Raw genomic sequence first — 25,215 nt, 5'->3', positions numbered from 1 at the left:
TTTTAGAGGTGATATTGATGATCGCGACACGCACGATCGAACGCACGTATCCCGCCGTTCGCACGATTGAAGGCGGCGGCTTCGTCGTCCACCGCCCGTTTCCCACCCGCATGCTGATGGACTTCGATCCGTTTCTGCTGCTCGACGAAATGGGACCGGTCGACTACGCGCCCGGCGAGGCCAAGGGCGCGCCGGACCATCCGCATCGCGGTTTCGAGACCGTGACCTATGTGCTCGAGGGGCAGTTCGGCCACAAGGACTCCGCCGGTCACTCCGGCACGCTGCACGCGGGCGATGTGCAATGGATGACGGCCGGCGCGGGCGTCGTGCACAGCGAAATGCCCGACCCGTCGTTCGTGCGGACGGGCGGACGCGTGCACGGCTTGCAGGTGTGGGTGAATCTGCCGCGCCGCGACAAGATGATCGCGCCGCGTTACCAGGAAGTGCCGTCGGCGAAGATTCCGCTGGCGACGTCGGCGGACGGCAAAGTGCGCGTGAAGGTGATCGCCGGCGAGGCGCTCGGCGTGAAAGCCGCGGTGGAAACGCGCACGCCGATTCTGTATCAGCATTTTTCGCTGCAGCCCGGCGCGACGATCCGCCAGCCGGTGCCCGCGGACTATCGTGTGTTCGCGTATGGGCTCTCCGGCAAGGGCTTTTACGGCGAAGGCGACGCGCGTCAGGAGATCGACGCGCGCAAGATGGTCGTGTTTCGGAATGACGGCGACGCGGTCACGCTCGCAGCCGGCGAGGAGCCGCTCGAGGTCGTGCTGCTTGGCGGCGTGCCCTTGAAGGAGCCCGTGGTGCGCTACGGCCCGTTCGTCATGAATACCGAAGACGAAATCCGCCAGGCGGTCGTCGATTATCAGGCCGGCCGCATGGGCGCGATCACGCATTGAATGGGCGTGTGGGGGAAAGCACTGGCTGAGCAGCGGGCGGGCGGCGGATCGCCGCTCGCGAGTCGGGAATCGCCGCTCGCTGCAGTCACTTACGCGCATGACAATAAGCGGCACGCGACTCCAACCGCACCGCCGCCATCACACGCGCCGCGCCGCCGGACACAAACGCCGCCGACTTCGTTCACAATAGCGATTCTCGCCGCGCGCCCCTCTTTCAAGCTTCATTGCTGCAGAGCCGCTGCGCGGCAATTTCCATCCCTGCTGAAGGAGCGCGCATGGCAGAAGCCACCGTCACCGCCCATATCGGTTCGACGAATTACCAGGTCCATTTCGACGACGGCAAGCACACCTGGCTCGCCGACGAACCTGAATCGCTCGGCGGCGGCGATCGCGGTCCCACGCCGGTTTCGTTGCTGCTCTCGAGCCTCGGCGCCTGCACGTCGGTCACGCTGAAAATGTACGCGCAGCGCAAAGGCTGGCCGCTCGATGAAGTGCACGTCACGCTCAACATCGAGACCGGCGAAGAAGGCTCGACCATCGACCGCAAGATCACACTGCACGGCGGGCTGTCCGACGAGCAACGGGAACGGCTCTTGCAAATTGCGAATGCGTGCCCAGTTCACAAGATCCTCACGCGCTCGATCGCCATTCGCTCCGGCTTGACCGCCGTCTGACCGCCGTCTGACTTGCGCCCGACGGGCGAGGCGCGCGAAACTGAGGGGGTCGCCTCACACTTGCAACGCTTTCATAGGATGCTGTCGCCTTGAATTTCGAACACCTTATCCAGATCAACGACCCGTTGAATCCCTTCGTCGACTCGATGACCCGCGAGCAGTTGTGGGAAGGGCTCGTGCTGCGCGCCGAGCAGCCGCAACTGTTCGTGATGGGGCTCGACAGCTGCACGATCCTTTCGCGCGAGGGCAATACGCTCGAGCGCGAACTGCATTACGGCCAGGCCACGGTCCGCGACCGCGTCACGCTGCACGAAAGCCAAAGCGTGCGCTACGACATCCTGCCGACGGCGGATTACGTCGGCGGCTCGCTGACCATGACTATTGAGCAGCCGGACGAATTGCAGCTGTTCCTGCGCTTCGAATACGCGACCACGCTGCCGGTTTCAAACGACCAGGACGCGGTGCAGACGCAGGAGATCGTGAAGTCCGCGTATCGCGAGAACGACATCGATACCGTGCGCCTGATCCGTCAATATGTGCAGGCAAAGCAGGAGCCCGGTTCGCTGCACTGAGTGTTGCAGTCGATGTCCCGCGCCGCCTCCGCAAGTTCAAATGGGCGGCGCTAGCCGGGTGCTTGCGCGTGCAATGCGCCGCTGTCATCCGTCCCCTGCGCGGCGCCCCTTTGGGCTGGCCTTCCTCGCGCTCCTTGGCTTGTGCGGCTATCGAAAGTTTGATCCGATGAATTTCTCCCCCTTGTAAATAGGAATGGTTATCATTTAGAATTCTTCCATCGAATCAAGCAACAGCCAAGCCGCATGACAGATACCGCTCGCACTTCCACGCTCAGCCTGCGCCGCCCGGCCGCGGCATTGACCAGCCGTCCGAAACCGGTAGCGGCCACGGCCGCCCCCGCCGCAAAGCCTGCTGTGAGCCGTGCGAGCGGGTCCGCGGAGTCGGCCGCGCGGGTGGTGCGCAGCGAGACTTTGCTGCAAGGCCACAGCCACGTCAGCATCGTGCATAACGGCGAGACGTATCAGCTACGCGCCACGCGTCTCGGCAAGCTGATCCTGACGAAGTAACGAACGAACTGGAGTACCGGGTATTGTGGGGACCACCTCCCTTGAGAGGTGTTAGGCATTAGCCAGCCACGACGGCTTGCACGCGAGAACTAGACCCCTTCGTGCAGACACCAAGCCAGCCGTCGCAGCCAGCCAGGCCGCTTTTTTGGTTCCCGCCGATGCGCCACGCGAAACCCCGTGTGCCGTCATGCCAATGAAAAAGCCGTGGAGGATGTCATCTCCACGGCTTCTGTTTTTTGCGTCGAATTTTGCGTCGAATGGATTCGCGCCTTTCTTACTTCGACGCCCAGCCCCAGAACATCAGCCACCATGCGCTGTCGACCACCGCGAGCGCCGCGGCGAACCACAGCATTGCGAGGCCGCGTCGCACGAAGCGCTGGCTGTAGCGTCGCGTGACGAGCCAGAGAAGCCATGCGCTCCACAGATTCGCGATTGCCAGAATGCCGATGCGCACGTCCGACGCCCACCACAACGGCACATGCTCCGCCCGCAGCAGCGACAGCGTGGTCGCCGACAAGCCGAGGAACACGCCCGCGCCGGCAAGCGGAATCAGCGCTTGCGTCAGATGATGCAGGCGCACGCTGCTCAACCGCCCCAGCATGCGCGTCGCGCCCATCAGCAGCAGGAGCAGCGCAGTGCCGTAGACGAGTGCCGTCGCGAGGATGTAGCCGATCACCATGGTGCCGTCGAGCCACGAGAACACGTCGTTCTGTTCCGGGTAGTGCGTGAACAGGAACCACGGCGCATTGGTCTGTAGCGGCCAGGTGATGTCGTGGTCGACCAGCCACGTCGCGAAGAACATCTTCAGGTCGATGAACCAGCGCGATGCGGTCCAATGGAACGCGCCGATCGCAATGCCGAGCAGGCCGTACAGGATGAGCGCGGTGTCCCATGCGCTCGCGTGCTTGTCGCCGAGCTCCACGACTTCTGACGACGGCGCGCGCCACGTCAGGGCAATTGCGTCGCGGTGGCCGCTGCAACGGCCGCACATATGGCAGTCGGAGGCGCCTTTCATGTTGCGCAAGGGCACGAGCGGCGCGCAATTGATCGGAATGACGCGATGGCCGTGCTCGCCGTTCTTGTACGAACGGCGCCACGCGTCTTCGTCGACTTTGTAGTGGAACGGCGCGAGGCGCGCCAGAAGCGAAAACACCCCGTTCACGGGGCAGAGGTACTTGCACCAGACGCGCTTCTCGCGTCCGTAAAGCAGACCGATCACGATCGCCGCCACGGTCGAGCCGCCGAGCACAAGCAGTACCGCTTTCGGATACTGGTACACGCTCACCATCTGACCGTAGATCGTCGTGATGCCGAACGCGACGAACGGCCAGCCGCCCCAGCGCATCCAGTGCGGGATCGCCTTGCCGCGGCCGTGCTTGCTGGCGAATTCGGCGAGCGCGCCTTCGGGACACAGGACGCCGCACCAGACGCGGCCGAGCATCACCATCGAGAGCAGCACGAACGGCCACCAGATGCCCCAGAACACGAACTGCGCGGCAAGCGTCAGGTTGTTCCACAAATGCGCGCTGTCGTCCGGCAGCGGCATCACCGCCGGCACGATAATCAGCAGCGCGTACACCGCGACCACGACCCACTGGATGCCGCGGATCACCGAACCGTGACGCTGCATCCACTGCCCGGCCGCGGCGAGACGCCCCGGACGGGTCATCACTGTACTCATGCTGCGCGCCCTGCCGCCTGTTGCGCCGGCTTGCGGTTCGCGCGCCGCAGCAGCAGATAGACGACCACCCAATACACCGCGTAGGCCAGCAGGTTCATCAGCGCGGGATGCGCGCGGTAGCCGGTGAGCGTCGCGACGAGCGAGCCGAACGTGCTCGAATCGTCGAGGATCGCCGACGTATTCCACAGCTGATCGACGAGGGTCGGCAGGAATTCCTTGTCGATCAGCTTGTCGACGCCGGTCTGGAACAGACCCGCGCCGAGGAACAGCAGCATGATTTCGGTGATGCGGAAAAAGAGCCGCCACGAGAAGAACTTGCCGCCGAGCTGCAGCACGTAGAACGTGAGGAGCGCGAGCGCGAGGCCGATCACGACGGCAAGCATCTGGGCGCTGTCCACGTGTCCCGACTGGCCGAACCCGAGGCCGTACAGGAAGATCACCGTCTCGCTGCCTTCGCGCGCGATGGCGAGTGCGACGAGCAGCGCCACGCCCCACCAGTTCGAGTCGCGCTGGCTTTGCTGCAGCGAGCGTTCCATGTCGCGTTTGAGCGAGCGGCCGTGCTGCTTCATCCACAGCACCATTTGCACGATCAGCACGCAGGCCACCAGCACCATCGCGGTCTGGAAGTAATCTTGCGCGTCGCCGGAGAGCACTTCCGTGAAGCCGACGAGCGCCGCGCCGAGCGCCACCGCCGCGATCAGGCCGGCGGCGACGCCGCTCCACAGATATGGCAAACCGCGGCGCGCATCGTCGTCGCCATTTTTCAGCCATGCGTACAGGATGCCGACGACCAGCAACGCCTCGACACTTTCCCGCCACACGATGAATAGAATCTGACCCATCAAGCACTCCCTTCTGCTCTGCTACTGCTGCCGCGCAGCGCCGGCGGGCTCGAGGCCCCGCGCCGCCTCGCATACCTGCTATTTCGCGACGATCACGCCTTGCGCCTGCTGGTGGAAATCGTCGAAGAACTTGTATTCGCCCGGCGAAAGCGGAGCGATCACCACGAACGAGTCCGCGCCCGGCGCAAGAACTTTTTCCTTGCGCAACTGCACGCTTTCAAACTCGGCCGCGCCCTTGCCGGTGTTGCGCACCTCAATCTTGATGCGCTGCCCGGCCGGCACTTCGATGCGCGTCGGCGTCAGCTTGCCGTCGTTCATTTCTAGCTTGAACGTCGGCAGATCGGCTGCATGCGCCGCGCCCGCCAGCACAATCGACGACGCGAGGGCCACGATCTTTCGGTTGATTCTCATTGGCGTTTCCGGAAAACGCGGCGCGAAGGATGAAGTTCGCGCCGCCTGATTCATTCACTCAGTCGCTCCTCTGCCGCGGGTCGCGGCGCAGTCGCGGAGATCAGTACCCGCCCTTCTTGCCGATGCCGGCAAACGTGAAGTCGTATTCGAGCGTGATCGGCTTGAACCACGGACCCACGCCGGTTTCCTTGTCGACGTGACGGCCGAAGGCCATGTGGCCGGTTTGCATCGGCGGTTCGACGATCAGCTTCAGGTGATACTTGCCCGGGCCTTGCAGCTTGACGTTGTCGCCATAGTGCGGACCGTCGTTCGCGACCATCGCCATCAGGTCGCCCTTTTGCGCGTCTTTCGAACCGGCTTTCGTCAGCTCGTAGCGCACTTGCAGATACGGCATCCAGTCGCCTTCCGCGAAACCGGTGGGATTGTTCTTGACTGCGTGGATGTCCGCTTCCAGATGGATGTCCGAGTCCGACGCCTTGCGCATCATGCCTTCCGGCTCCATCGTGATCGGCTGCAGATACACCGCGCCGATTTCCATGCCGCCCTGAATCTGCTGCTTGCCGATCGGGTATTCCGCGGCCGTTGCCGAGAGCGCCGCAACCGCAGCCGCCGCGGCGACGCCGCCACGCACGAATGAAGAAATCCGCATTGAAACTCCTTGTTTTTATCTGACTCGATTCGGTTCGATTGGAACAGTGTGCCAGGCGACAAGCCGAAGCAGATCGCATAGTTGAACGTTAATGCGAACCATTCTCAATATTGGGCGAGTTTATCATTGTTCGTCGGCCGGAACAAATACGAACGCATGCCAGGCCTTATGGCAACAGGGTCTTAAGGGTGTCTTAAGGAACGGGGTGTGGGTGAGGAACGGGGTGACGTGGGGGCTGTTGGGGCGGGTGTTGCGGCGGCTGTTGGGGCGCTCAGAAATAAAGGGCCAGGAAGGCGCGGCGGATTGCCGCGCCCTCTGGGCGCCTATTCAACGCCCGACACATGATCGCCGACGTTCGCCCCGAACACGCGCTGGCGCAGCAACGCGAGCTGGTCGCGCGTCTGGGCGGCCTTCTCGAATTCGAGGTTCTTCGCGTGCTCCATCATCTGCTTTTCGAGACGCTTCAGCTCCTTGGCAAGCTGCTTTTCGGACATGTCCTCGAATTTCGCGCGCGTTTGTTGCTCCTTCAACTCGGCGCGCGCGTCGTCGACGTTGTACACGCCGTCGATAATGTCGCGGATGCGCTTGACCACCCCGCGCGGCGTGATGCCGTGTTCGAGGTTGAAGGCGATCTGCTTCGCGCGCCGCCGCTCGGTTTCGTCGATGGCACGGCGCATCGAATCCGTCACCTTGTCCGCATACAGAATCGCCTTGCCGTTCACGTTACGCGCCGCCCGGCCGATGGTCTGGATCAGCGAGCGCTCGGCGCGCAGGAAGCCTTCCTTGTCCGCATCGAGAATGGCGACAAGCGACACTTCGGGAATATCAAGCCCCTCACGCAGCAGATTGATCCCGACGAGCACGTCAAATGTGCCGAGCCGCAGGTCGCGGATGATCTCGACGCGCTCCACCGTATCGATGTCGCTATGCAGGTAGCGCACCTTGATGCCGTGGTCGGCCAGAAACTCCGTCAATTGCTCTGCCATGCGCTTCGTCAGCACGGTAACCAGCACGCGGTCGCCTGCCGCGACGCGCTCGTTGATCTCGGCGAGCACGTCGTCCACCTGGGTGCGCGCGGGGCGCACCTCGATTTCCGGATCGACGAGTCCGGTGGGACGCACGAGCTGCTCGGCCACCTGCCCCGAGGTCTTCTTTTCGTAGTCCGCCGGCGTGGCCGACACGAACACGACCTGACGCATCTTCCGCTCGAACTCGTTGAACTTCAGCGGCCGGTTGTCCAGCGCGGACGGGAGACGGAAGCCGTAGTCGACCAGATTTTCCTTGCGCGCGCGGTCGCCGTTGTACATGCCGTTCAGCTGGCCGATCAGCACGTGCGACTCGTCGAGCAGCATGATCGCGTCGGACGGCAAATAGTCGACGAGCGTAGGCGGCGGCTCGCCGGGCGCCGCGCCGGAAAAGTGCCGCGAGTAGTTTTCAATGCCTTTGCAGAAACCGAGTTCCTGCAGCATCTCCAGATCGAAACGCGTGCGCTGCTCGAGCCGCTGCGCCTCGACCAGCTTGCCCTCGCTGTAGAAGAACTCCAGCCGCTCGCGCAACTCGGCCTTGATGGTTTCGACCGCCCGCACGACGGTGTCGCGCGGCGTCACGTAATGCGATGACGGATAGACCGTGAAACGCGGAATTTTCTGACGCACGCGTCCGGTGAGCGGGTCGAAAAGTTGCAGGGTTTCGACTTCGTCGTCGAACAATTCGACGCGTACCGCCATTTCCGCATGCTCGGCGGGAAAAATGTCGATCGTGTCGCCGCGCACGCGGAACGAGCCGCGCTGGAAGTCCGCTTCGTTGCGGTTGTACTGCATCGCGATCAGCCGCGCGATGATGTCCCGCTGGCCGAGCTTGTCGCCGGTGCGCAGGGTCAGGATCATCTGGTGGTATTCGGACGGGTTGCCGATACCGTAAATGGCCGACACGGTCGCGACGATCACCACGTCGCGCCGCTCCATCAGGCTTTTGGTGGCCGACAGACGCATCTGCTCGATGTGCTCGTTGATCGACGAGTCCTTCTCGATGAAAAGGTCGCGCTGCGGCACATACGCTTCCGGCTGATAGTAGTCGTAGTACGAAACGAAGTACTCGACCGCGTTGCGCGGAAAGAATTCGCGGAACTCCGAGTAGAGCTGCGCCGCGAGCGTCTTGTTCGGCGCAAACACGATAGCCGGGCGGCCGAGCCGCGCGATGGTGTTGGCCATCGTGAAGGTCTTGCCCGAACCGGTGACGCCGAGGAGCGTCTGGAACGAGAGACCGTCCTCGACGCCTTCGACGAGCGTTTCGATCGCCGTCGGCTGGTCGCCGGCGGGCGGATACGGCTGATAAAGCTGGAACGGCGAGCCTTCGAAGCGGACGAATTTGGATTCGTCGAGCGTATCTTCGGCTTCTGTCAGATGTTGTTCGGACATGGGGGCGGCAGCGGCCTTGGGCAAAAAACTATTCTAACGGGTTGGGCAAAGTCGGATCGGGGGACGGACTGAACGGATCCGCGTAGGATCGCAGCGGCGCACACGCCGGTCCCATACGCCGGTCCTTAGCCATTTAGCGACGCGCTGCCTCTTTTTCAAGCAAATAAGTCCCCCGAATGGACGTTATCGTCCTAAAAACGGTCGCAGATTCGTTACAATGCGACGTTGCGCTCGCTTGCAGTCTTCCGCGTTTTGCGTCATCCGGCGCTTGCGTTTTGCATAAACGCAGCCGGCACGGTCGCGCAAGCTCGTAGCCGCCCTCTTTTTACTACTGCTGGCCACCCACCATGTCTCTGTTCTCCGCCGTCGAACTTGCTCCCCGCGACCCGATTCTGGGCCTGAACGAAGCCTTCAACGCCGACACGCGTCCCACCAAGGTCAATCTCGGCGTTGGCGTATATTTCAATGAAGAAGGCAAGATTCCGCTGCTGCGCGCCGTGCGCGACGCGGAAAAGGCGCGTGTCGAAGCGGCGCTGCCGCGCGGCTATCTGCCGATCGAAGGGATCGCCGCCTATGATGCGGCCGTGCAAAAGCTGCTGCTTGGCAACGATTCGCCGCTGATCGCCGCGGGCCGCGTCGTGACGGCGCAGGCACTGGGCGGTACGGGCGCGCTGAAGATCGGCGCCGACTTCCTGAAGCGCCTGGAGCCGAACGCCAAGGTCGCCATCAGCGACCCGAGCTGGGAAAACCACCGTGCGCTGTTCGAGGCCGCGGGCTTCGAGGTGGTCTCGTACCCGTACTATGACGCGTCGACGCACGGCGTGAATTTCGACGGCATGCTGAGCGCGCTCAACAGCTACGCAGCGGGCACGATCGTCGTGCTGCACGCGTGCTGCCACAACCCGACGGGCGTGGACCTCAGCGTCGACCAATGGAAGCAGATCGTCGAAGTCGTCAAGGCGCGCAATCTGGTGCCGTTCCTCGACATCGCTTACCAGGGTTTCGGCGACAACATTGACGCAGACGCCGCAGCCGTGCGTCTCTTCGCCGCTTCGGAACTGAACGTGTTCGTTTCGTCGTCGTTCTCGAAGTCCTTCTCGTTGTACGGCGAGCGTATCGGCGCGCTGTCCATCATCACCGGCAGCAAGGAAGAAGCGACCCGCGTGCTGTCGCAACTCAAGCGCGTGATCCGCACGAACTACTCCAACCCGCCGACGCATGGCGGCTCGGTGGTCGCCGCGGTGCTCGCTTCGCCGGAACTGCGCGCCACGTGGGAAACGGAACTGGGCGAAATGCGCGACCGCATCCGCGCAATGCGCAACGGTCTCGTTGAACGCCTCAAGGCAAGCGGCGTGGACCGCGACTTCAGCTTCGTCAATGCACAACGCGGCATGTTCTCGTACTCGGGCCTGACGGCGCCGCAAGTCGACCGTCTGCGTGAAGAATTCGGCATTTATGCCGTCAGCACCGGCCGCATCTGCGTGGCTGCGCTGAACACGCGCAACCTCGACGCGGTCGCGAGCGCGATTGCACATGTGTTGAAGTAAAGCGTTTTGCAAAGCGTTCACGCGCGCTTTACTTAGGCTGGATGGAGAAACGGCGCCCCTTCGAGGGCGCCGTTTCTCTTTGCGGCTCGGAATTCGCTCAGGCGGCTGTCAGCGCGAGTCGCGGTGAATGTCGTGTGTGACGAAGCCAGCGTCGTTGTCCGGCATGGCAAGCCAATCGGGCTGGGCAAGCGAATGGCGAATGTCATCCAGGCCGCTTTGCCAATGCTCGCGCATGGTCGACAGGCCGAACTGGAAGTCTTTATAGTGCCCTTCGTACTCCTTCTGCCGGTAGATAAGATGAATCACGTTGTAGCGCTTCGAGCACGACAGGTCTTCGGCGAGCCGGCACCAAGGGTCGTCGCGCTCATCCGGCGATACGCGGTCCAATACCTCGCGCAATACGTGCCGAAAACGTTGCGAGCGTTGCAGCATGTCGGTCACGAGACGCGTGCGGCTTGAATACTGAATATCTTTCATCCGCCCCTGCACGTCGGTGATGTTGTCGGGCACCGGCCCGATCGCGCTCCACAGGTCGACCTGGAACGCGAGCGTATCGCGCCGCGGCGTAGTCTGCACGACCTCGTAGAGCGGCGTGTTCGACATCAAGCCGCCGTCCCAGTAATACTGACCGTCGATTTCGACCGCCGCAAAGCCCGGCGGCAATGCGCCGGAGGCCATGAAGTGCTCGGGCCTCAGTGCGGTATGCGTATTGTCGAAGTACGCGAAATTGCCCGTGCCGCAATTGACCGCGCCTACCGATACGCGCATCTCCCGCGAGTTGATGCGGTCGAAGTCGCATAACCTTTCCAACGTCGCTTTGAGCGGTGCCGTGTCGTAGTAACTGGCGGCTTGCGGCGGCCCCGATACGGTCGGCAAAGGTGGCGGAAAGCGCGGCACAAAGAAGCCCTTTTGCCCCTCGACAAGCGCGCCGATCGCCTGGGTCGCAGTGAAAGCTTTGCGCACGGCGTCGCTGGAGTTGAAGAACGCGTGCTCGATAAACGCCGGCAAGGGCGGACCGAACGCCGGCTGACAGATAGTCTCCCAGAATTGCAGCAGCCGCTCTACCCGCTGTTCCGGCGGATTACCCGCGATGATCGCTGTATTCAGAGCGCCAATAGAAATGCCCGCCAGCCAGTTCGGCTCGATGCCGGCCTCGTGGAGCCCCTGAAAAACGCCAGCCTGGTAGGCGCCAAGCGCGCCGCCGCCCTGCAGCGTGAGCGCGATCGTTTCGTAGTCCGGCAATTGAACCCGCCTGCCAGCCGCCGTGGCGGGCGTCGCGCCAGCGCCCGCGCCCTCCTCATTGCCCGGCGCACCGAGGCGCGCCTGCTTGAGATTGCGTTGCGCCATGCGCGCCTCCTTATTGCATGTACCAGCCGTGACTGACAATGAAGGATTGGCCGGTCAGTGCCGCCGTCGGGAAGGTGGACAGGAACAGCACCGTTTGCGCGACGTCCTCCACGGTGGTGAAAATGCCGTCTACGGTGCCGCCCAGCATGACCCGCTTGACCACTTCTTCTTCGCTGATGTTCAGTTCCTTCGCCTGCTCGGGAATCTGCTTGTCGACAAGCGGCGTCCGTACGAAGCCGGGACAGACGACATGTGAACGCACATTGTGTTTCGCGCCTTCCTTCGCGAGCACGCGCGCGAGCCCGAGCAGCGCATGCTTGGCCGTCACGTAGGCCGACTTGAGCGGCGACGCCTCATGCGAGTGAACCGAGCCCATGTAGATGACGATGCCGCCGCGGTCGTCCTTGTACATGTGCTTGAGCGCCGCCTTGGTCGTCAGGAAGGCGCCGTCCACGTGAATCGCCTGCATCTTCTTCCAGTCGGAAAACGAATAGTTTTCGATTGGATTGACGATCTGAATGCCGGCATTGGAAATGAGAATGTCGACCGAACCGAGCTCCGCTGCCACTTTGTCAATGCCCTGATTGACCGCGTCTTCGTTGGTGACGTCCATTGCGATGCCGATCGCCTTGCCGCCGCCCTTCGTGATTTCTTCAGCGACGGCGTTCGCCCCGCCCTGGTTTAGGTCGGCAATCGCGACAGCCGCGCCCGCAGCTGAAAGGGTCAACGCAATCTGCTTGCCGATGCCGCTTGCGGCGCCGGTAACCACCGCGACCTTGCCATTCAGATTTGTGTTCAGTGACGACATCCAGAACCTCCATGCAGTTGATGAGCAATGAGACCACGAGCCGCGCGCAGCGTGAAGTCGGCCGAATGACATAGGCACTCTTAGGCGCTGTCCTATACCGTTCGGCCGAATGTTGCACTGCCGCCAATGCTGCTATTGTGCATGAACCGTGTGGGTTGGATCGGTAAAAAGCACGCTAGGGCTTATCTATTTAAACTAGGCGTTCTGACAGGGTTCCGGTCGCTTCACTATCAGGAGAATTGCATGAAATATCGGCGTCTAGGCCGCTCCGGCCTGCAGGTCAGTGAATTGTCCATCGGCTCGTGGGTGACGTACGGCAATCAGGTCGATCATCGCGCGGCGCGCGAATCGCTCGCGGCCGCGCGCGACGCGGGCGTCAACTTCTTCGACAACGCGGAAGTCTATGCTGGCGGCAAATCCGAAGAAATCATGGGTCAGGCGCTCAAGGAACTCGCGTGGCCGCGCGTGAGCTACGTCGTGTCCACCAAGTTTTTCTGGGGACTCGAGGAGGCGCCCAATCAATACCACACGCTGAACCGCAAATATCTGCTGAACGCAATCGACTCATCGCTCAAACGTCTGCAGCTCGATTATGTCGATCTGGTGTTCTGTCATCGTCCGGACCCGAACACGCCCGTCGAGGAAACGGTATGGGCCATGAGCGACATGATCGCGCGCGGCAAGGCGCTGTACTGGGGCACGTCCGAATGGAGCGCTGACGAAATCCGAGCGGCTTACGAGATCGCAGAGCGCCACCATCTGCACAAGCCGGTCATGGAGCAGCCGCAATACAACCTGTTTCATCGCAAGCGCGTGGAGCAGGAATACCGGCGCCTCTACGAGGATATCGGTCTCGGGCTGACCACGTGGAGTCCGCTCGCATCGGGCCTCCTGACCGGCAAATATCGCAACGGCGTGCCGGCGGGCAGCCGCGCGCAGTTGCAAGGCTATGACTGGCTGCGCAAGCACGTCACCGACGAAAGCAAAAACAACGTGGTCGGCAAGCTCGGCGAAGTGGCCGACGAACTCGGCTGCACGGTGGGCCAGCTTGCAATTGCATGGATTCTGAAGAACCCGCACGTCAGCACGGTGATTACGGGCGCGTCGCGCGTCGAGCAGATCGGCGAGAACATGAAATCTGCCGAGGTTGCCGAGCGGATCACGCCGGCGATCAAGGAGAAGATCGAAGGCATGATCGGCGACACGTACGACTGACCGGGCTGCAGTGCACTGCGGCGGGACCGCGTCGGAATCGCGCTCGCGTGGCGCATGAACATGGCGCGAAGGCTTCCGCGTGGCGGATCACGGCACGACGCAACGAGCCGGCGCGAAGGCCGCCGCGTGGCAAGTCATGGCACGCGGCAGCCGCCCGCGCGGTATACGTCGCGTACAATACGCGACCGCGCTTCGCTGCGGCGCTCGTGCCGCCGTGCAGCGGCGTTGCATCCGCATCGCCGGTTCGGGCCCGAACGGCACGCCCTCTTTCAGCGTCTTCTCATATGCTCAGCTACCGCCACGCCTTTCATGCAGGCAATCACGCCGACGTCCTCAAACACGCGGTCGTATTGCAGCTATTGCGCTACCTCGGCCAGAAGGACAAAGCCTACTGGTATATCGACACGCATGCCGGTGCGGGCGTGTATTCGCTGAAGGAAGGCTACGCAGTGAAGACGGGCGAATTCCAGACCGGCATCGCAAAGCTGTGGGAGCGCAACGACCTGCCTCCCCTCTTCGCCGAGTATGTCGACGAAGTCGCCGCACTGAATCCCGACGGCCGGTTGCGCTTCTACCCCGGTTCGCCGTATATCGCCTGGCGGCAGTTGCGCGAGCAGGACCGGCTGCGTCTTTTCGAGCTGCACAGCACGGAGATCGATGTGCTGCGCCACAATTTCCGCGATGCGGGCCGTCGCGCAATGCTGTACGCGGGCGACGGTTTCGACGGCATTCTCGCTTTGCTCCCCCCGGCGCCGCGCCGGGCGCTGGTGCTGCTCGATCCGTCGTACGAGGACAAGCGCGACTACGCGCGCACGCTTCGCTGCGTCGAAGAAAGTCTGAAGCGGTTTCCGACCGGCACCTACGCGGTGTGGTATCCGCAGGTGAAGCGGCCGGAGTCGCAGCGCTTTCCTGAACAGCTGAAAAAGCTGCAGGACCGTAACTGGCTGCATGTCAGCCTGACCGTCAGCAATCCGCCGGCAGCAGACGGCTTCGGCCTGTTCGGCAGCGGCATGTTCATTCTCAATCCACCATACACGCTGCCAAAAATGCTGAAGGAGCAGATGCCCTGGCTCGTGAAGACGCTCGGCGAGGACAAGGCTGCACAGTTCAAGGTGGAGTACCGAGGCGACTGAGTCGCGCCGAGGGCACGCGCGGCCGGCCGCGCACACTTACCCGCGCACTTACTTCAGCTCTGCAGCGGCCTTGCGCGCGAAGTCGTTGGTGTAGGTCGCGTTGAGGTCGATCTTCTTCGGATCGAGCCGGCTGTCGAACGACGCCAGCGCGCGCAGCGAAGTCGCCGGGCCGTCGGCGGGCATCAGGCCGTCGGGCGAATAGGCGTCGCGCACGTTGTGAAAGGCCTCCACGTATAGCGCGGAGTCGTTGAGCAGATACGCGGGCGGGACCATTTTCAGCAGGTCGGCGTCGCTTGCGGTCTGCAGCCAACGATCGGCGCGCACGATTGCATTGGCGAGCGCCTGCGTCGTCTTCGGATATTTCTGGATGAAACTTTCCGGCGCATAAAGCGTGGCGGCGGGCATCGTCCCGCCGAATACCTCCTGCGTTCCCTTCACGGTGCGCGTGTCGACGAGCACCTTGATTGCGCCGCTACGCGTGAGCTTCGTCATCATCGGATCGACATTGGAAAGTGCGTCGATCTGTCCGTTGCTGACCGCCGCCAATACCGTTGCACCGCTGCCCACGCCGATCGCCGCAATGTCGCTGCGCTGCACGCCGGCCTTGCGCAAGGCGACCGTCAGCACCAGATCGGTCGACGAACCCGGCGCGCTCACGCCCACCTTCGCCCCCTTGAAGTCTGAGAGTGTCTTGATCTTGTCCGCCTTCGAAGTCAATACCGCGACGACGATCTGCGGCGCGCGGCCCATCAATACGAAGGCCCGGTAGCGTTGACCCTTGGCCTGCATGAAGAGTGTGTGCTCGAAGGCACCGGCGCCGACATCCGCGCTGCCGCCTACCACCGCTTCGAGCGCTTTCGAGCCGCCCGCGAAATCTTCGAGCGTGACCTCGAGGCCTTCGTCCTTGAAATAACCCAGTTGCTGCGCCGTCAGCACGGGCAAATAGTAAAGACCGGGCAGGCCGCCCACGGCCATCGTCAATGTCGGTTTTTCAGGAGTGTCTTTCGCAAAGGCTTCGCCATGCAGCGCGGCCACGGCAACAATCGCGGCACAGACGCCAGCGGCGCGCCGCATCCAGTGAGAGGGCATTTGTCGTCTCCTTTTGTATTGTCGTTCGATGCGGTGGCCTACCGGCTACCGTGCAGGCCGGACGGTGGATGAGAGGGACCGCCTGAAGATTGTCGTCGCCCGCCGCGGGGCGCGCCATGCGCCCAAACCCGAATGACGGCGCCGCGGCGCGCGCCGGCATGCAACCGGGCGACGGCGAGGCCGCTCTGCGCTATTGATGGCGCGGCGCCAGCACCGGCTGGCCTTGGGGCTGCGCCGGCGTTCCACCCACTGGGAGTTGGATATAAGGCGCGACGACGATCGGCAACGACGGGTTCGGCGCCAGTTCGACAGGTGTCGCAATGGGTTGCGCTTCGACGATAGGCTGCCGCGAAAGCGGCGCTGTCTGCAAGACCGTGCCGCTCTGGCCGTCGCTGATCCCGCTCTGCGTATCCAGAATCACGGGCTTGCGGGTATTGCTCGAAGCGGCGAACACGTTCGACCCGGCACAGGCCATGGCCAATGAAACGACGATGAGCGCTGCCGCGGATTTGAACGAGTGGATTGAAGACATGGGCGGACCGGTTTAAGTCGGCGAGGCCGGATTGCGCGGAAAACGTCTTACCTTACCGCGACGCGCGCGCAGAGGCTAGTCGATATTCGCCATGTCGAGTGGCGGGTAGGCCGGCGGACAATTCAGGACGCCAGATGTGACAAAGCCCCGCGACAACGGGGCTCGACACTGAACTACGCGGTACTGCAACCTGGCTGCGCAGACCGCGAGGTCTGCGCAGCCGGTGAAACTCACAGCGAGTAGCCGTTGGTTTCCAGCGAGCGGATACGCTGTTCCAGCTGGACGATGTCCGACGACGAGGCCAGATAGGCTTCACGGCGGTCGCGTTCAGCGGTTTCAAACCAGGTGCTCAGCTTTTCGAGGATGTATGCAAACATGATGTTCTCCAAGGATCAGAAATGAATCCCCGGTGGATTGGGCATCAGGGATTTCCCGTAAAAGGGTTAACCCGGATTATAGGCTGATGGTGCAACCGCGCCAGTGAAATGCTCGCATGGTGGGCATTCCATTTTGGAATGACGCACCATCCTGGTGCAATCAAGTCTTTGTTTTCATTCCGTTGTTTCGATATTTCATCGAGAGGCACAAGTACACGTCGCGGGATTGTGCACAATAAAAGTGCATCGCGCGTGGTTGCACCTTCCGTTGCCTGCCAGCCAGTCTCCGCCTCCTACGCATGCCTCCCGCAGTTCCCGCTCTCGGCTTCAGAAACGCTGTCCGCGTGCGCGAGTCTCTCGATAATCGGACAATCCGGCCGGTCGTCGCCGTGGCAGTGGTGGGCGAGATGCGCCAGAGTGTCGCGCATCTCCGTGAGTTCCGCGATGCGCCGATCAAGCTCCGCCACATGATCGAGCGCGATCGCCTTGACTTCCGCGCTCGCGCGCGTGCGGTCGTGCCACAGCGCGAGGAGCCGCCGAATATCCTCCACCAGGAAACCGAGCCGGCGCGCCTGCCGAATAAACCGCAGCGAGTGCACTTCCTGCGGGCCGTAAACCCGATAGCCCGCGCTCGTGCGAGCTTTTGCCGCCAGCAGACCGACACTTTCGTAGTAGCGAATCATCTTCGCCGTGACGCCCGACGCGCGGGCCGCTTCGCCAATGTTCATCATGTTTCCCGATTGATTGGGCAGATCGTACACCTTCCCATGATGGGAAGGTCAGCCACTTAAATCCGCTCCGACAGGCATAATTCAACTGTCGCAACGTCATTTCCCAGGGCAATTCCGATGAAAACCGAATTCGAGGTTGAAGGCATGAGCTGCCAGCATTGCGTGGCCGCGGTCACGAACGCTATCCGCGAGCACGACGACGCGGCGCAGGTGCAGGTGGACCTCGCGGCGGGCCGAGTCGTCGTCGAATCGACGCAATCTGTCGAGGCCCTGAAGACCGCCATCGATGACGCCGGCTACACAGTCAAAGGCGTCTTGCCGGATGCTGCACGCGGCATAAGCAACGGCGCCCCGCGCTAGGCGGAGTCGGTCATGTTCAAGGTCGCCGTGATGGGAGCGTCGGGCCTGCTCGGCCGCGCTATTGTCGACGAACTGGCCGGGCAGCCTGACTGGCAGGTCGTCGGCACCGCGTTCAGCCGCCCGACGCCGAACACTGTGGTGCTGGATGTTCGCGAGGCGCGGGCAATCGAGCAGTTTATCGACCGGGAAGCACCCGATGCGCTGCTGATCGCCGCCGCCGAGCGCCGCCCCGACGTGTGCGAGCGTCATCCGGAACTGGCCCGCGCGCTCAATGTCGACGCGGTGCGCGCAATCGCCGCCGCCGCACATCGGCGCGGCGCGTGGACGCTCTCGATTTCCACCGATTACGTTTTCGACGGCACGCGTCCGCCCTATCGGCCGGATTCGGAGCCCGCGCCCCTCAACGCGTACGGGCGCAGCAAGCTGGACGGCGAGCGCGCGCTGGCCGCGGCAACCGACTTCGGCTGCGTGCTGCGCTTGCCGCTGCTGTACGGGCCTATCGTCGATTGGGCGGAATCCGCCGTGACGAGCCTCGTGCCGGCGATTGCCGCCTCCGCCGCGGCCGGGGGCAAAGCGGCTCCCATGGACGCGTGGGCGATCCGCTATCCCACCTTCACGCCGGACGTTGCATTCGTGATCCGGCAAATGCTCGAGCGTCACGCCAAGGGCAATGCGATCTCCGGCATCGTGCATTGGTCGGGCGACGAGCCGATGACCAAGTACGAAATCGCCGTGCGCCTCGGCGAAGCGCTGCAACTCGACGCGCGGCTCACCCCGCAACATACGCCGACCGATGCGACGCCCCGCCCGCATAATTGCCACCTTGCGTCGGACCGGCTCGAGCAATTCGGCATCGGCCGGCGCACGCCGTTCGACACGGCGATCCGCGAGGTGCTGGCCGCCTTTCCGTGGCGCGGGGGGGCGCCGGCATGACGGCGCACAGAGCGAGGTTGTGAAGAGCCGCAAGCGAAGGCCGAGCGGGCATCAATGGAAATCGCGGCTCGCGGTGGCCAGGTCGCCGAGCCACTCGCTGAGATCTTCCAGACGGTGTGCCACCAGATGCACCACCTCGCCCTTGTTTTTTCGTCTCGTCTTGCCGTACTGATTCGCGAGCGCGCTCTCTTCGCCTGGATGGCCGCCGGTCGCGACGCCGTCGTCGCGCTGCAAGACGCCGTAGACCGCGAGCAGCGAGGAACCGAGCAGCGCCTTGCGCTGCTTTTCCACCAGAGACGGCCAGACGATCACATTGATCGAGCCGGTTTCGTCTTCGATGGAAACAAAGATGGTGCCGTTCGCGGTGCCCGGCCGTTGCCGCACGGTGACGATGCCGCATGCCCGCGCGAGCGTGCCGTGCTGACACGCCGCTAGGTCCGCTGCCGTGCGAAAACGCTGCCTGGCAAGACGCGCGCGCAACAGCGCGAGCGGATGGCGATTGAACGTGAGCCCGAGACTCGCGTAATCGTCGATGATTTCACGCGCCTCGTCGGCCTGCGGCAGCAGGAGCGGCGCTTCGGCAATCGGCGCGTCGCGCAGCAGTTTGGGAACGATGTGCTGCGCGGTCACAGCCCACCACGCTTCCCGCCGATGACCCGCGATACTCGCCAGTGCATTCGCCGCCGCGAGCGCTTCGAGATCGCGCCGCGTCAGCGCCGCGCGGCGCGCGAGATCGTCGACATTGCTGAACGGTGCATCGCGGCGCGCGGCCACGATGCGCTCGGCAGCCGCCTGCGCGAGTCCCTTGATGAGATGCATGCCGATGCGCACGGCGGGACCGCGCGCGCCATAGGTGCCGGGCGGTTGAAACACGCGCGCGCTCAACCGCCGGGCGGCGCGCCGGATCGTCCTGCTCACGCTCAGGCGACGCAGCGACAGATCGCGCAACTGCTGCGCGGACACGACGGCCTGCTGACGATGCAAGCAGGTCTCGCTTGCCAGAACGCGCTCCCCTTCGCGATCGCGCTTCTCGAAAGTCGATTCCCAGTCGCTCAGTGTCACGTCGGGCGGCAAGACCTTGACGCCGTGGCGCTTTGCATCCTGCACGAGTTGCGACGGCGAATAGAAACCCAAGGGCTGGCTGTTGAGCAACCCGGCAAGAAAGGCCGCCGGCTCATAGCGCTTTAACCACGCGCTCAAATAGACGAGCAGCGCAAAGCTCGCCGCGTGGCTCTCCGGGAAACCGTACTCGCCGAAACCTTCGATCTGCTGGCAGATCCGTTCGATAAATTCGGGCTCATAGCCGCGCGCCGACATGCGGTCGCTCAAATCCTTCTGGTACTTCGCGAGGTTGCCGGTGCGCCGCCAGGCCGCCATGGCACGTCGCAACTGATCGGCCTGCTCGCCGGTGTACTTCGCCGCGACCATGGCCAGATGCATGACCTGTTCCTGGAAAATCGGCACGCCGAGGGTGCGCTCAAGCACGGGCCGCAACTCGTCTTTCGCATAGTCGATCGGCTCGAGGCCCTGCTTGCGACGCAAATACGGATGCACCATGCCGCCCTGAATCGGCCCCGGCCGCACGATCGCCACTTCGATCACGAGGTCGTAATACTTGTTCGGCTTGAGGCGCGGCAGCATGCTTTGCTGCGCTCGCGATTCGATCTGAAACACGCCGACCGTATCGGCATGGCCGCACATTTCGTAGACGGCGCGGTCTTCGCGCGGAATGTCCTGCACGCGGAACCGCGGAAAACCGCGTCTTAGCGCGACGAATTCCAGCGCGCGCCGAATGGCCGACAACATGCCGAGCGCCAGCACGTCCACTTTCAGCAGCTTGAGCGCGTCGATATCGTCTTTGTCCCATTCGATCACGCTGCGGTCTTTCATGGTCGCGTTTTCAATCGGCACGAGCCGCGAGAGCTTGTCCCTCGCGATCACAAAGCCGCCGACATGCTGCGACAGGTGACGCGGAAAAAGACGCAGTTCCTTCGTGAGACGGATCAGATTCTTCGTGATGTGAGAGTTGGCGTCGAAGCCCGCTTCCTTCAGATATCCGGCCACCGCCTCCGGGCCGTCCCACCATTGCTGCGATTTGCTGATGCGCTCGATCAGCGACGCTTCGAGACCGAGCGCCTTGCCGACGTCCTTCAATGCACTGCGCACATGATAGGTAATGAGCGATGCGGTCAGCGCCGCGCGATGGCGTCCGTACTTCGCGTAGATGTACTGGATCACCTCCTCGCGGCGCTGATGCTCGAAGTCGACGTCGATATCGGGCGGTTCGTTGCGCGCGCGAGAGATGAAGCGCTCGATCAGCATGTTCATGTGCACAGGGTCGATTTCCGTCACATGCAGGCAGTAGCAGACGATCGAATTGGCCGCCGAGCCGCGGCCCTGGCAAAGAATGTTTTTCGAGCGCGCGAAGCGCACGATATCGTGCACCGTCAGAAAGTACTTTTCGTATTTCAAATCGGCGATAAGATGCAGTTCCTTTTCGATCTGATCGATGCGCTTCAGGTCCATGCCGTTCGGCCAGCGCTCCGCCGCGCCCGCCATGACAAGCTTACGCAGGTAACTCGACGGCGACTCGCCCGCGGGCACCAGCTCCTCAGGATACTCATACTTGAGTTCGTCGAGCGAGAAGCGGCACCGTGCGGCAATCTTGAGCGTTTCTTCGAGCGTATCGCGCGGGTAGAGCTTGCTCAACCGCACCCGCGTGCGCAGATGCCGTTCGGCATTCGCCTCGAGCGCGTGGCCGCATGCCGGCAGCGGCGTGTTCAGGCCAATGGCCGTCATGGTGTCCTGCAAAGGCTTGCGCGATCGCGTGTGCATCAGAACGCCGCCCGCCGCGACGAGCGGCAGACCGCTCGCTTGTGAAATCATCCGCAAGGCGTCGATCTGAAGATCGTCGCTGCCGGTTTGCCAGAGCTCGAGCGCGATCCACGCCCGGGTTCCGGCAAACGCGGCGAGCCAATGTGCGCAATGCAGCGTATGCGACAGCGTGGCCGTGCGCTGCGGCACGAGCATCAGCACACAATCAGGCAGGCTTCGCAGATGCTCCAGATGCGGCAACGAATCGGTGAAATCCGCCGGACCGAGCCGGTAGCTGCCCTTCTCCGCGCGCGAGCGGCCGAGCGTGATGAGTTCCGAAAGATTGCCGTAACCGTTGCGATTCGTTGCAAGCGCAACCAGCGTGCAGAAGGGCTCGCCATCTGCACTCGTGAGATTCAGTTCGCTACCGATGATCAGTTGCGGCAGCGGTTTCAACATCCAGTTTTCGAGCGCCTCCTGCTGCAGCGCTGCGTCCAACGCTTCTTGCGGGAGCCGGCCGGCTTCGCTCCCCTCGGCCGCCTTCAGCTTTTCCTCGATTTCCTTGCGCAAACGATCCTGCTCTGCCTCCATTTCCTTGAGCGCCGTATGAGCGCGCACGACGCCCGCCAGCGAACACTCGTCGGTAATGGCAAGTGCGCTGTAGCCGTGCAGCATGGCCCGTTCAACGAGTTCATGCGGATGCGAGGCGCCGCGCAGAAACGAAAAATTAGTCAGGCAATGCAACTCCGCATACGCCGGTAGGTTCCTGGCGGGCGGCTGCGGCGGAGAAAGTCCTGATGCGGATGCCGTCATGATGTTCAACCGAACAGACCCTGCAAATACCACTCGCCGGTCATGCGCTCGCGATAAACCCAGAACATATGGCCGCGATCGTCGGCGGCCACGTAGTAATCGCGCTCGACGAGATCGCCGTCCCACCAGCCGGCCTCGATCCGCTCGGTACGCGTCAGCATTTTCAGCGGCCGGCGATAGATTGGTCGCTGGTCGCGCATCATCAGGCGCAGGGGTTTGTCGAGCATCCAGACAGGACGCGGCTGTGAAGGCAAGATGCTGTCGGGGAAATCTGGCGATGCTTCTTGGGGTCGTTGATGTGCGTGTTGCAGGGTGGACGTAGTGGTGGTTTCTGCGTCGGCCGAGGTGAATGGGCTCGGGGTGGCTTGGGCTTGGGTCGGAGCCTCAGCGTCCGCTTCCGTGTCGGTCGCGCTGGCGGGCGACGCGCCCTCGCCCGCTGCGTTGCGCAATTCATCAGTTAGCCAGGTTTTATCCGCTTTGATTCTGGGCCGCGCCAACGCCCGCGAACGCTTCTTGCGCGAAAATGCCTGAGCCTGGTACGCCTCGACACGCATTGCACGTTCCGGTCGATGATCGTCCTGCACCGACATCTGCAATACGTTTTCCGGCCCCAAGCGAGCGCTCAGGCGTTCGAGCAGCCGTGCGATCGACTCACCGTCCGACTCCGGCATGGGAAACAAGGTGTCCGACTGGCCTGCATACTCGGCGATCTGATCCGCGACAAGCTTCAATTCGATGACGGGCGCCGCGAGAACCGTCTGATTCAATTTCTCGCGCAGCAGCCAGATAAGATGCTCGGCATCACGCGACGGTACGGCCCACGCGACCTTCAGGCTAGAGGTCTTCGGCGAATGGCGGGACGCCAGCTCATGCTCGAGCAGCAACGTATAACCGCTCAGCGCCGCATGATGCGCGCTCAGCCAACCGGCCAGTTGCACGATCAGCCGGCGTGCGGCGAACAGGAGTGCATCCGCGTTATCGACGCGCGACGGCAATTCCAGCTGCGCATGAAACGACGCAGGCGCACGAAACGATTCGCGCGGATCGGGGCGCGTGCCATACGCCTGGGCCAGCAGATCCAGAATGCCGCTACCAAACCGCCGGACTACGCCCGCGCGGGGCAATTGCCGCAATTCGGCAAGGGTCGCGCATCCGAGATGCGCGAAAGCATCGCGATAAGTGGGCGCAACCGGCAGCAGCGACACGGGCAAACGGTCGAGTACACGCGCGAGCGAATCTTCTTTCACCACATGCCAGCGACGCCCTTGCCGGTTGGCACGTGCCTGCGCCAATAGCCAGGCGCCCCATGCCGTCGGCGCGCAGGCGACGCGCGCGGTATAGCCAAATTCGGCAACCGTGGCCGACACGCGCGCCAACAAGGTTCGCAAGCCACCGAACAACCTCAAGCCCGAGCCGACTTCCAGCAGCAAGGTGTGCGTGTCGGCCAGCGAGAGCTTCGGCGTGTACGTCAGGAGCGCAAGTGCGATGGCTTCGAAGGCCTGAATCTCGCGGCCGGCGTCGGCAGTCAGCAGCTTGAGCTCCGGCGCCAATGCCAGTGCATAGGAACGCGAGTGGCCGGGTTGCACGCCGGCACGCAAGGCATCGACGTCCGGCAGCAGAATGTGTGCGTGGTCGGCGAGCGCATAGCAGTGCGCGTCGGCGATGTTTCCAGCATCGCACGACGGGTTTGCGTCGCGAGGCGGCTCACACCGATTCGGCTTCGCGGACGAACCATCCGGAAGCGAGGTCAGCGGCTTTACCGCTTCCAGCGACAAGAGAGGCAATGCGACGGCGATCCACAACATGTTGAGTCTCTAATCCTTGACCGCTCTCTGCCCCGTTCGCCGGTAATAAAGCGTCCTGCACAGGCAGAACGAGACGAAGCGGCTCGGCGAGTGGCGGCCCGCGGCGCTTGAAGATGTCGATCGACAAGCCAATGTCCTGCAACCACTGACGACGGTTGATCGTCTCGGCATTAGCCGGCAAAAGCGGCTCACAGATCATGCGCAATGGAGCTGGCGACGATTGCGCGGCGGCCGCTACGGGCCGCATCAGAAATGCTAGTGCAGTGGATTCCTGAGCCGCGACCTGCAAGCGCCTGACTTTATCGGCGCGCGCATTCGATAACCACACCAACACCGCGCCGATGCCATCCTGCTTCAATGCCTGAGTGGCGGCCCAAAGCGCCTTATCTTCGTCCGAGCGCACCCAGAGGACCCGTTCCACGTCGACGCCCCAAGCCTTCAATGCCGCGGCGCATGGCTGATAAGGAGGCGCCACGAGCATTACATGCCGTCCGGCTTGCTTCGTCAGATGACAAAGCGCGCGAGCCAGCAAACGCAGCTCGCCCGCCCCCCAATGTTCGACCAGCAACTCCGTCAGACTACCCGCCGGCCAGCCTTTTCCGGGCAATACCTGATCCAGCGCGGTGTAGCCGCTCGGCACCACACGCGTATCCACCTCGGCAAGTTCGTTGCCCTGCCACATTTGACGCCGCAATTGCGACGACAGCGGAGTTGTCACAAGCTGAATCGCTGCTGCCATAGACACACTCGTTCAATTGAGAACGTTCCGCCCTGCTCAACCACGAGCAACCGAGGACGACAAGTTTCACTGTATATTTATACAGTATTTTGAGGGTGATGTTAAGCAGGAGGAATGCGAGAAGAGGCAGCAGCAGTGAATGGTTCGGATAAGTGAGAACCGACGTTGAGTTTTAGTGTCAGTAACCGGCTTGATTCAAGCGGATGGCACAGACGTGGCGCTCACCGCGCACGAACACCGCGTATCCGGTCGCGATGACGGTCAGGGCCGGCCCGCTGACCTGGAAGCTCGATCCGCTGATGGACGATCAGGAGCTCGACTCG

23 protein-coding genes and 1 pseudogene are annotated in these 25,215 nt (G+C 62.9%); 10 read left to right on the top strand and 14 right to left on the bottom strand.

The window, feature by feature from the left end; genetic code table 11:
• Positions 1-17 precede the first annotated feature (17 nt).
• The 4 genes from HV711_RS27785 to hemP all read left to right on the top strand — a co-directional run bounded on the left by HV711_RS27785 (position 18) and on the right by hemP (position 2,649).
• Entirely contained in the window at positions 18-896 is an 879-nt protein-coding gene (locus HV711_RS27785) for a pirin family protein (protein WP_035479685.1), read from the top strand.
• 275 nt (positions 897-1,171) lie between these two features.
• On the top strand, positions 1,172-1,570 hold the full coding sequence (locus HV711_RS27780) for an OsmC family protein (RefSeq protein WP_013587830.1): 399 nt from the start codon (positions 1,172-1,174) through the stop codon (positions 1,568-1,570).
• An 89-nt stretch (positions 1,571-1,659) separates the two neighbouring features.
• Positions 1,660-2,142: an SRPBCC family protein gene (locus HV711_RS27775; RefSeq protein ID WP_015002198.1), complete on the top strand. Its 483-nt coding sequence runs from the start codon at positions 1,660-1,662 to the stop codon at positions 2,140-2,142.
• Between the two features lie 243 nt (positions 2,143-2,385).
• A complete protein-coding gene (gene hemP, locus HV711_RS27770) occupies positions 2,386-2,649 on the top strand; it encodes a hemin uptake protein HemP (protein ID WP_035479687.1) in 264 nt (87 codons plus the stop codon).
• Positions 2,650-2,923: 274 nt separating this feature from the next.
• On the opposite strand, the gene HV711_RS27765 is transcribed toward hemP, so the two are convergent.
• The 5 genes from HV711_RS27765 to uvrB form a co-directional block, all read right to left on the bottom strand.
• A complete protein-coding gene (locus HV711_RS27765) occupies positions 2,924-4,330 on the bottom strand; it encodes a 4Fe-4S binding protein (protein ID WP_035479690.1) in 1,407 nt (468 codons plus the stop codon).
• A complete protein-coding gene (locus HV711_RS27760) occupies positions 4,327-5,172 on the bottom strand; it encodes an FTR1 family iron permease (protein ID WP_035479693.1) in 846 nt (281 codons plus the stop codon). The genes HV711_RS27765 and HV711_RS27760 overlap by 4 nt, the downstream gene beginning before the upstream one ends.
• A 78-nt stretch (positions 5,173-5,250) precedes the next feature.
• Entirely contained in the window at positions 5,251-5,583 is a 333-nt protein-coding gene (locus tag HV711_RS27755) for a cupredoxin domain-containing protein (protein WP_013587825.1), read from the bottom strand.
• 100 nt (positions 5,584-5,683) lie between these two features.
• On the bottom strand, positions 5,684-6,232 hold the full coding sequence (locus HV711_RS27750; RefSeq protein WP_013587824.1) for an iron transporter: 549 nt from the start codon (positions 6,230-6,232) through the stop codon (positions 5,684-5,686).
• Positions 6,233-6,555: 323 nt separating this feature from the next.
• Complete coding sequence (gene uvrB, locus HV711_RS27745) at positions 6,556-8,649, bottom strand: excinuclease ABC subunit UvrB (RefSeq protein ID WP_013587823.1); 2,094 nt, start codon at positions 8,647-8,649, stop codon at positions 6,556-6,558.
• 347 nt (positions 8,650-8,996) lie between these two features.
• Here uvrB and HV711_RS27740 point away from each other — a divergent pair, with 347 nt between their 5' ends.
• Positions 8,997-10,196 (top strand): amino acid aminotransferase, encoded by a 1,200-nt coding sequence (locus HV711_RS27740; RefSeq protein WP_013587822.1) that lies wholly within the window; start codon positions 8,997-8,999, stop codon positions 10,194-10,196.
• Positions 10,197-10,304: 108 nt separating this feature from the next.
• On the opposite strand, the gene HV711_RS27735 is transcribed toward HV711_RS27740, so the two are convergent.
• Positions 10,305-11,543: a DUF3734 domain-containing protein gene (locus tag HV711_RS27735; protein ID WP_013587821.1), complete on the bottom strand. Its 1,239-nt coding sequence runs from the start codon at positions 11,541-11,543 to the stop codon at positions 10,305-10,307.
• Between the two features lie 10 nt (positions 11,544-11,553).
• Positions 11,554-12,351, bottom strand: coding sequence for a 3-hydroxybutyrate dehydrogenase (locus HV711_RS27730; RefSeq protein WP_015002192.1), 798 nt, complete (start codon positions 12,349-12,351; stop codon positions 11,554-11,556).
• A gap of 243 nt (positions 12,352-12,594) precedes the next feature.
• Between HV711_RS27730 and HV711_RS27725 the strand changes: the two genes are divergently transcribed.
• Together HV711_RS27725 and HV711_RS27720 are read left to right on the top strand one after the other, a co-directional pair.
• Positions 12,595-13,566 carry a potassium channel beta subunit family protein gene (locus HV711_RS27725; RefSeq protein WP_035479696.1) on the top strand — a complete coding sequence of 324 codons (972 nt, stop codon included), beginning with the start codon at positions 12,595-12,597 and terminating at the stop codon, positions 13,564-13,566.
• Between the two features lie 284 nt (positions 13,567-13,850).
• Positions 13,851-14,699, top strand: coding sequence for a 23S rRNA (adenine(2030)-N(6))-methyltransferase RlmJ (locus HV711_RS27720; RefSeq protein ID WP_035479698.1), 849 nt, complete (start codon positions 13,851-13,853; stop codon positions 14,697-14,699).
• Between the two features lie 48 nt (positions 14,700-14,747).
• Here the strand turns inward: HV711_RS27720 and HV711_RS27715 are convergent, their stop codons facing one another.
• From HV711_RS27715 to cueR, 4 genes are all read right to left on the bottom strand, one after another.
• Entirely contained in the window at positions 14,748-15,788 is a 1,041-nt protein-coding gene (locus tag HV711_RS27715; protein ID WP_035479699.1) for an ABC transporter substrate-binding protein, read from the bottom strand.
• Between the two features lie 190 nt (positions 15,789-15,978).
• Positions 15,979-16,320 carry a hypothetical protein gene (locus HV711_RS27710; RefSeq protein WP_035479701.1) on the bottom strand — a complete coding sequence of 114 codons (342 nt, stop codon included), beginning with the start codon at positions 16,318-16,320 and terminating at the stop codon, positions 15,979-15,981.
• 230 nt (positions 16,321-16,550) lie between these two features.
• A complete protein-coding gene (locus tag HV711_RS27705) occupies positions 16,551-16,697 on the bottom strand; it encodes a DUF3563 family protein (protein ID WP_006053111.1) in 147 nt (48 codons plus the stop codon).
• Positions 16,698-16,990: 293 nt separating this feature from the next.
• Positions 16,991-17,425 (bottom strand): Cu(I)-responsive transcriptional regulator, encoded by a 435-nt coding sequence (gene cueR, locus HV711_RS27700; RefSeq protein ID WP_013587814.1) that lies wholly within the window; start codon positions 17,423-17,425, stop codon positions 16,991-16,993.
• Between the two features lie 120 nt (positions 17,426-17,545).
• Between cueR and HV711_RS27695 the strand changes: the two genes are divergently transcribed.
• Entirely contained in the window at positions 17,546-17,788 is a 243-nt protein-coding gene (locus HV711_RS27695; RefSeq protein WP_013587813.1) for a heavy-metal-associated domain-containing protein, read from the top strand.
• A gap of 12 nt (positions 17,789-17,800) precedes the next feature.
• A complete protein-coding gene (locus HV711_RS27690) occupies positions 17,801-18,721 on the top strand; it encodes a dTDP-4-dehydrorhamnose reductase family protein (protein ID WP_175145391.1) in 921 nt (306 codons plus the stop codon).
• 51 nt (positions 18,722-18,772) lie between these two features.
• Here HV711_RS27690 and HV711_RS27685 read toward each other — a convergent pair whose 3' ends face one another.
• Genes HV711_RS27685 through imuA form a run of 3 tightly spaced genes read right to left on the bottom strand, consistent with a single transcriptional unit; the run spans position 18,773 to position 24,892 of the window.
• The gene (locus HV711_RS27685; RefSeq protein WP_028362320.1) at positions 18,773-22,348 is read right to left on the bottom strand and encodes an error-prone DNA polymerase; all 3,576 of its coding nucleotides are present in this window, start codon (positions 22,346-22,348) and stop codon (positions 18,773-18,775) included.
• A 5-nt stretch (positions 22,349-22,353) separates the two neighbouring features.
• Positions 22,354-24,153: a Y-family DNA polymerase gene (locus HV711_RS27680; RefSeq protein WP_035486193.1), complete on the bottom strand. Its 1,800-nt coding sequence runs from the start codon at positions 24,151-24,153 to the stop codon at positions 22,354-22,356.
• Positions 24,053-24,892 (bottom strand): translesion DNA synthesis-associated protein ImuA, encoded by an 840-nt coding sequence (imuA, locus tag HV711_RS27675; RefSeq protein ID WP_028362322.1) that lies wholly within the window; start codon positions 24,890-24,892, stop codon positions 24,053-24,055. Before imuA ends, HV711_RS27680 begins: the two co-directional genes overlap by 101 nt.
• A 215-nt stretch (positions 24,893-25,107) precedes the next feature.
• Between imuA and HV711_RS27670 the strand changes: the two are divergent.
• Positions 25,108-25,215 (top strand): annotated as a pseudogene (locus HV711_RS27670) (carotenoid 1,2-hydratase); the annotation flags it as partial.

This window comes from Paraburkholderia phenoliruptrix (assembly GCF_902859825.1).
Classification (GTDB): domain Bacteria; phylum Pseudomonadota; class Gammaproteobacteria; order Burkholderiales; family Burkholderiaceae; genus Paraburkholderia; species Paraburkholderia phenoliruptrix.
Note: the sequence above shows the minus strand (reverse complement) of the source record. Positions and strands in the feature narration are given on the sequence as shown.

Excerpts from the sequence above, each read along its gene's own strand:
- HV711_RS27690 (WP_175145391.1), top strand. The coding sequence starts at position 17,801 with ATGTTCAAGGTCGCCGTGATGGGAGCGTCGGGCCTGCTCGGCCGCGCT.
- HV711_RS27720 (WP_035479698.1), top strand. The coding sequence starts at position 13,851 with ATGCTCAGCTACCGCCACGCCTTTCATGCAGGCAATCACGCCGACGTC.
- HV711_RS27680 (WP_035486193.1), bottom strand. The coding sequence starts at position 24,153 with ATGTTGTGGATCGCCGTCGCATTGCCTCTCTTGTCGCTGGAAGCGGTA.
- HV711_RS27705 (WP_006053111.1), bottom strand. The coding sequence starts at position 16,697 with ATGTTTGCATACATCCTCGAAAAGCTGAGCACCTGGTTTGAAACCGCT.
- HV711_RS27695 (WP_013587813.1), top strand. The coding sequence starts at position 17,546 with ATGAAAACCGAATTCGAGGTTGAAGGCATGAGCTGCCAGCATTGCGTG.
- uvrB (WP_013587823.1), bottom strand. The coding sequence starts at position 8,649 with ATGTCCGAACAACATCTGACAGAAGCCGAAGATACGCTCGACGAATCC.
- HV711_RS27740 (WP_013587822.1), top strand. The coding sequence starts at position 8,997 with ATGTCTCTGTTCTCCGCCGTCGAACTTGCTCCCCGCGACCCGATTCTG.
- HV711_RS27725 (WP_035479696.1), top strand. The coding sequence starts at position 12,595 with ATGAAATATCGGCGTCTAGGCCGCTCCGGCCTGCAGGTCAGTGAATTG.
- imuA (WP_028362322.1), bottom strand. The coding sequence starts at position 24,892 with ATGGCAGCAGCGATTCAGCTTGTGACAACTCCGCTGTCGTCGCAATTG.
- HV711_RS27765 (WP_035479690.1), bottom strand. The coding sequence starts at position 4,330 with ATGAGTACAGTGATGACCCGTCCGGGGCGTCTCGCCGCGGCCGGGCAG.
- cueR (WP_013587814.1), bottom strand. The coding sequence starts at position 17,425 with ATGAACATTGGCGAAGCGGCCCGCGCGTCGGGCGTCACGGCGAAGATG.
- HV711_RS27780 (WP_013587830.1), top strand. The coding sequence starts at position 1,172 with ATGGCAGAAGCCACCGTCACCGCCCATATCGGTTCGACGAATTACCAG.
- HV711_RS27710 (WP_035479701.1), bottom strand. The coding sequence starts at position 16,320 with ATGTCTTCAATCCACTCGTTCAAATCCGCGGCAGCGCTCATCGTCGTT.
- HV711_RS27685 (WP_028362320.1), bottom strand. The coding sequence starts at position 22,348 with ATGACGGCATCCGCATCAGGACTTTCTCCGCCGCAGCCGCCCGCCAGG.
- HV711_RS27715 (WP_035479699.1), bottom strand. The coding sequence starts at position 15,788 with ATGCCCTCTCACTGGATGCGGCGCGCCGCTGGCGTCTGTGCCGCGATT.
- HV711_RS27755 (WP_013587825.1), bottom strand. The coding sequence starts at position 5,583 with ATGAGAATCAACCGAAAGATCGTGGCCCTCGCGTCGTCGATTGTGCTG.
- hemP (WP_035479687.1), top strand. The coding sequence starts at position 2,386 with ATGACAGATACCGCTCGCACTTCCACGCTCAGCCTGCGCCGCCCGGCC.
- HV711_RS27750 (WP_013587824.1), bottom strand. The coding sequence starts at position 6,232 with ATGCGGATTTCTTCATTCGTGCGTGGCGGCGTCGCCGCGGCGGCTGCG.
- HV711_RS27735 (WP_013587821.1), bottom strand. The coding sequence starts at position 11,543 with ATGGCGCAACGCAATCTCAAGCAGGCGCGCCTCGGTGCGCCGGGCAAT.
- HV711_RS27730 (WP_015002192.1), bottom strand. The coding sequence starts at position 12,351 with ATGTCGTCACTGAACACAAATCTGAATGGCAAGGTCGCGGTGGTTACC.
- HV711_RS27785 (WP_035479685.1), top strand. The coding sequence starts at position 18 with ATGATCGCGACACGCACGATCGAACGCACGTATCCCGCCGTTCGCACG.
- HV711_RS27760 (WP_035479693.1), bottom strand. The coding sequence starts at position 5,172 with ATGGGTCAGATTCTATTCATCGTGTGGCGGGAAAGTGTCGAGGCGTTG.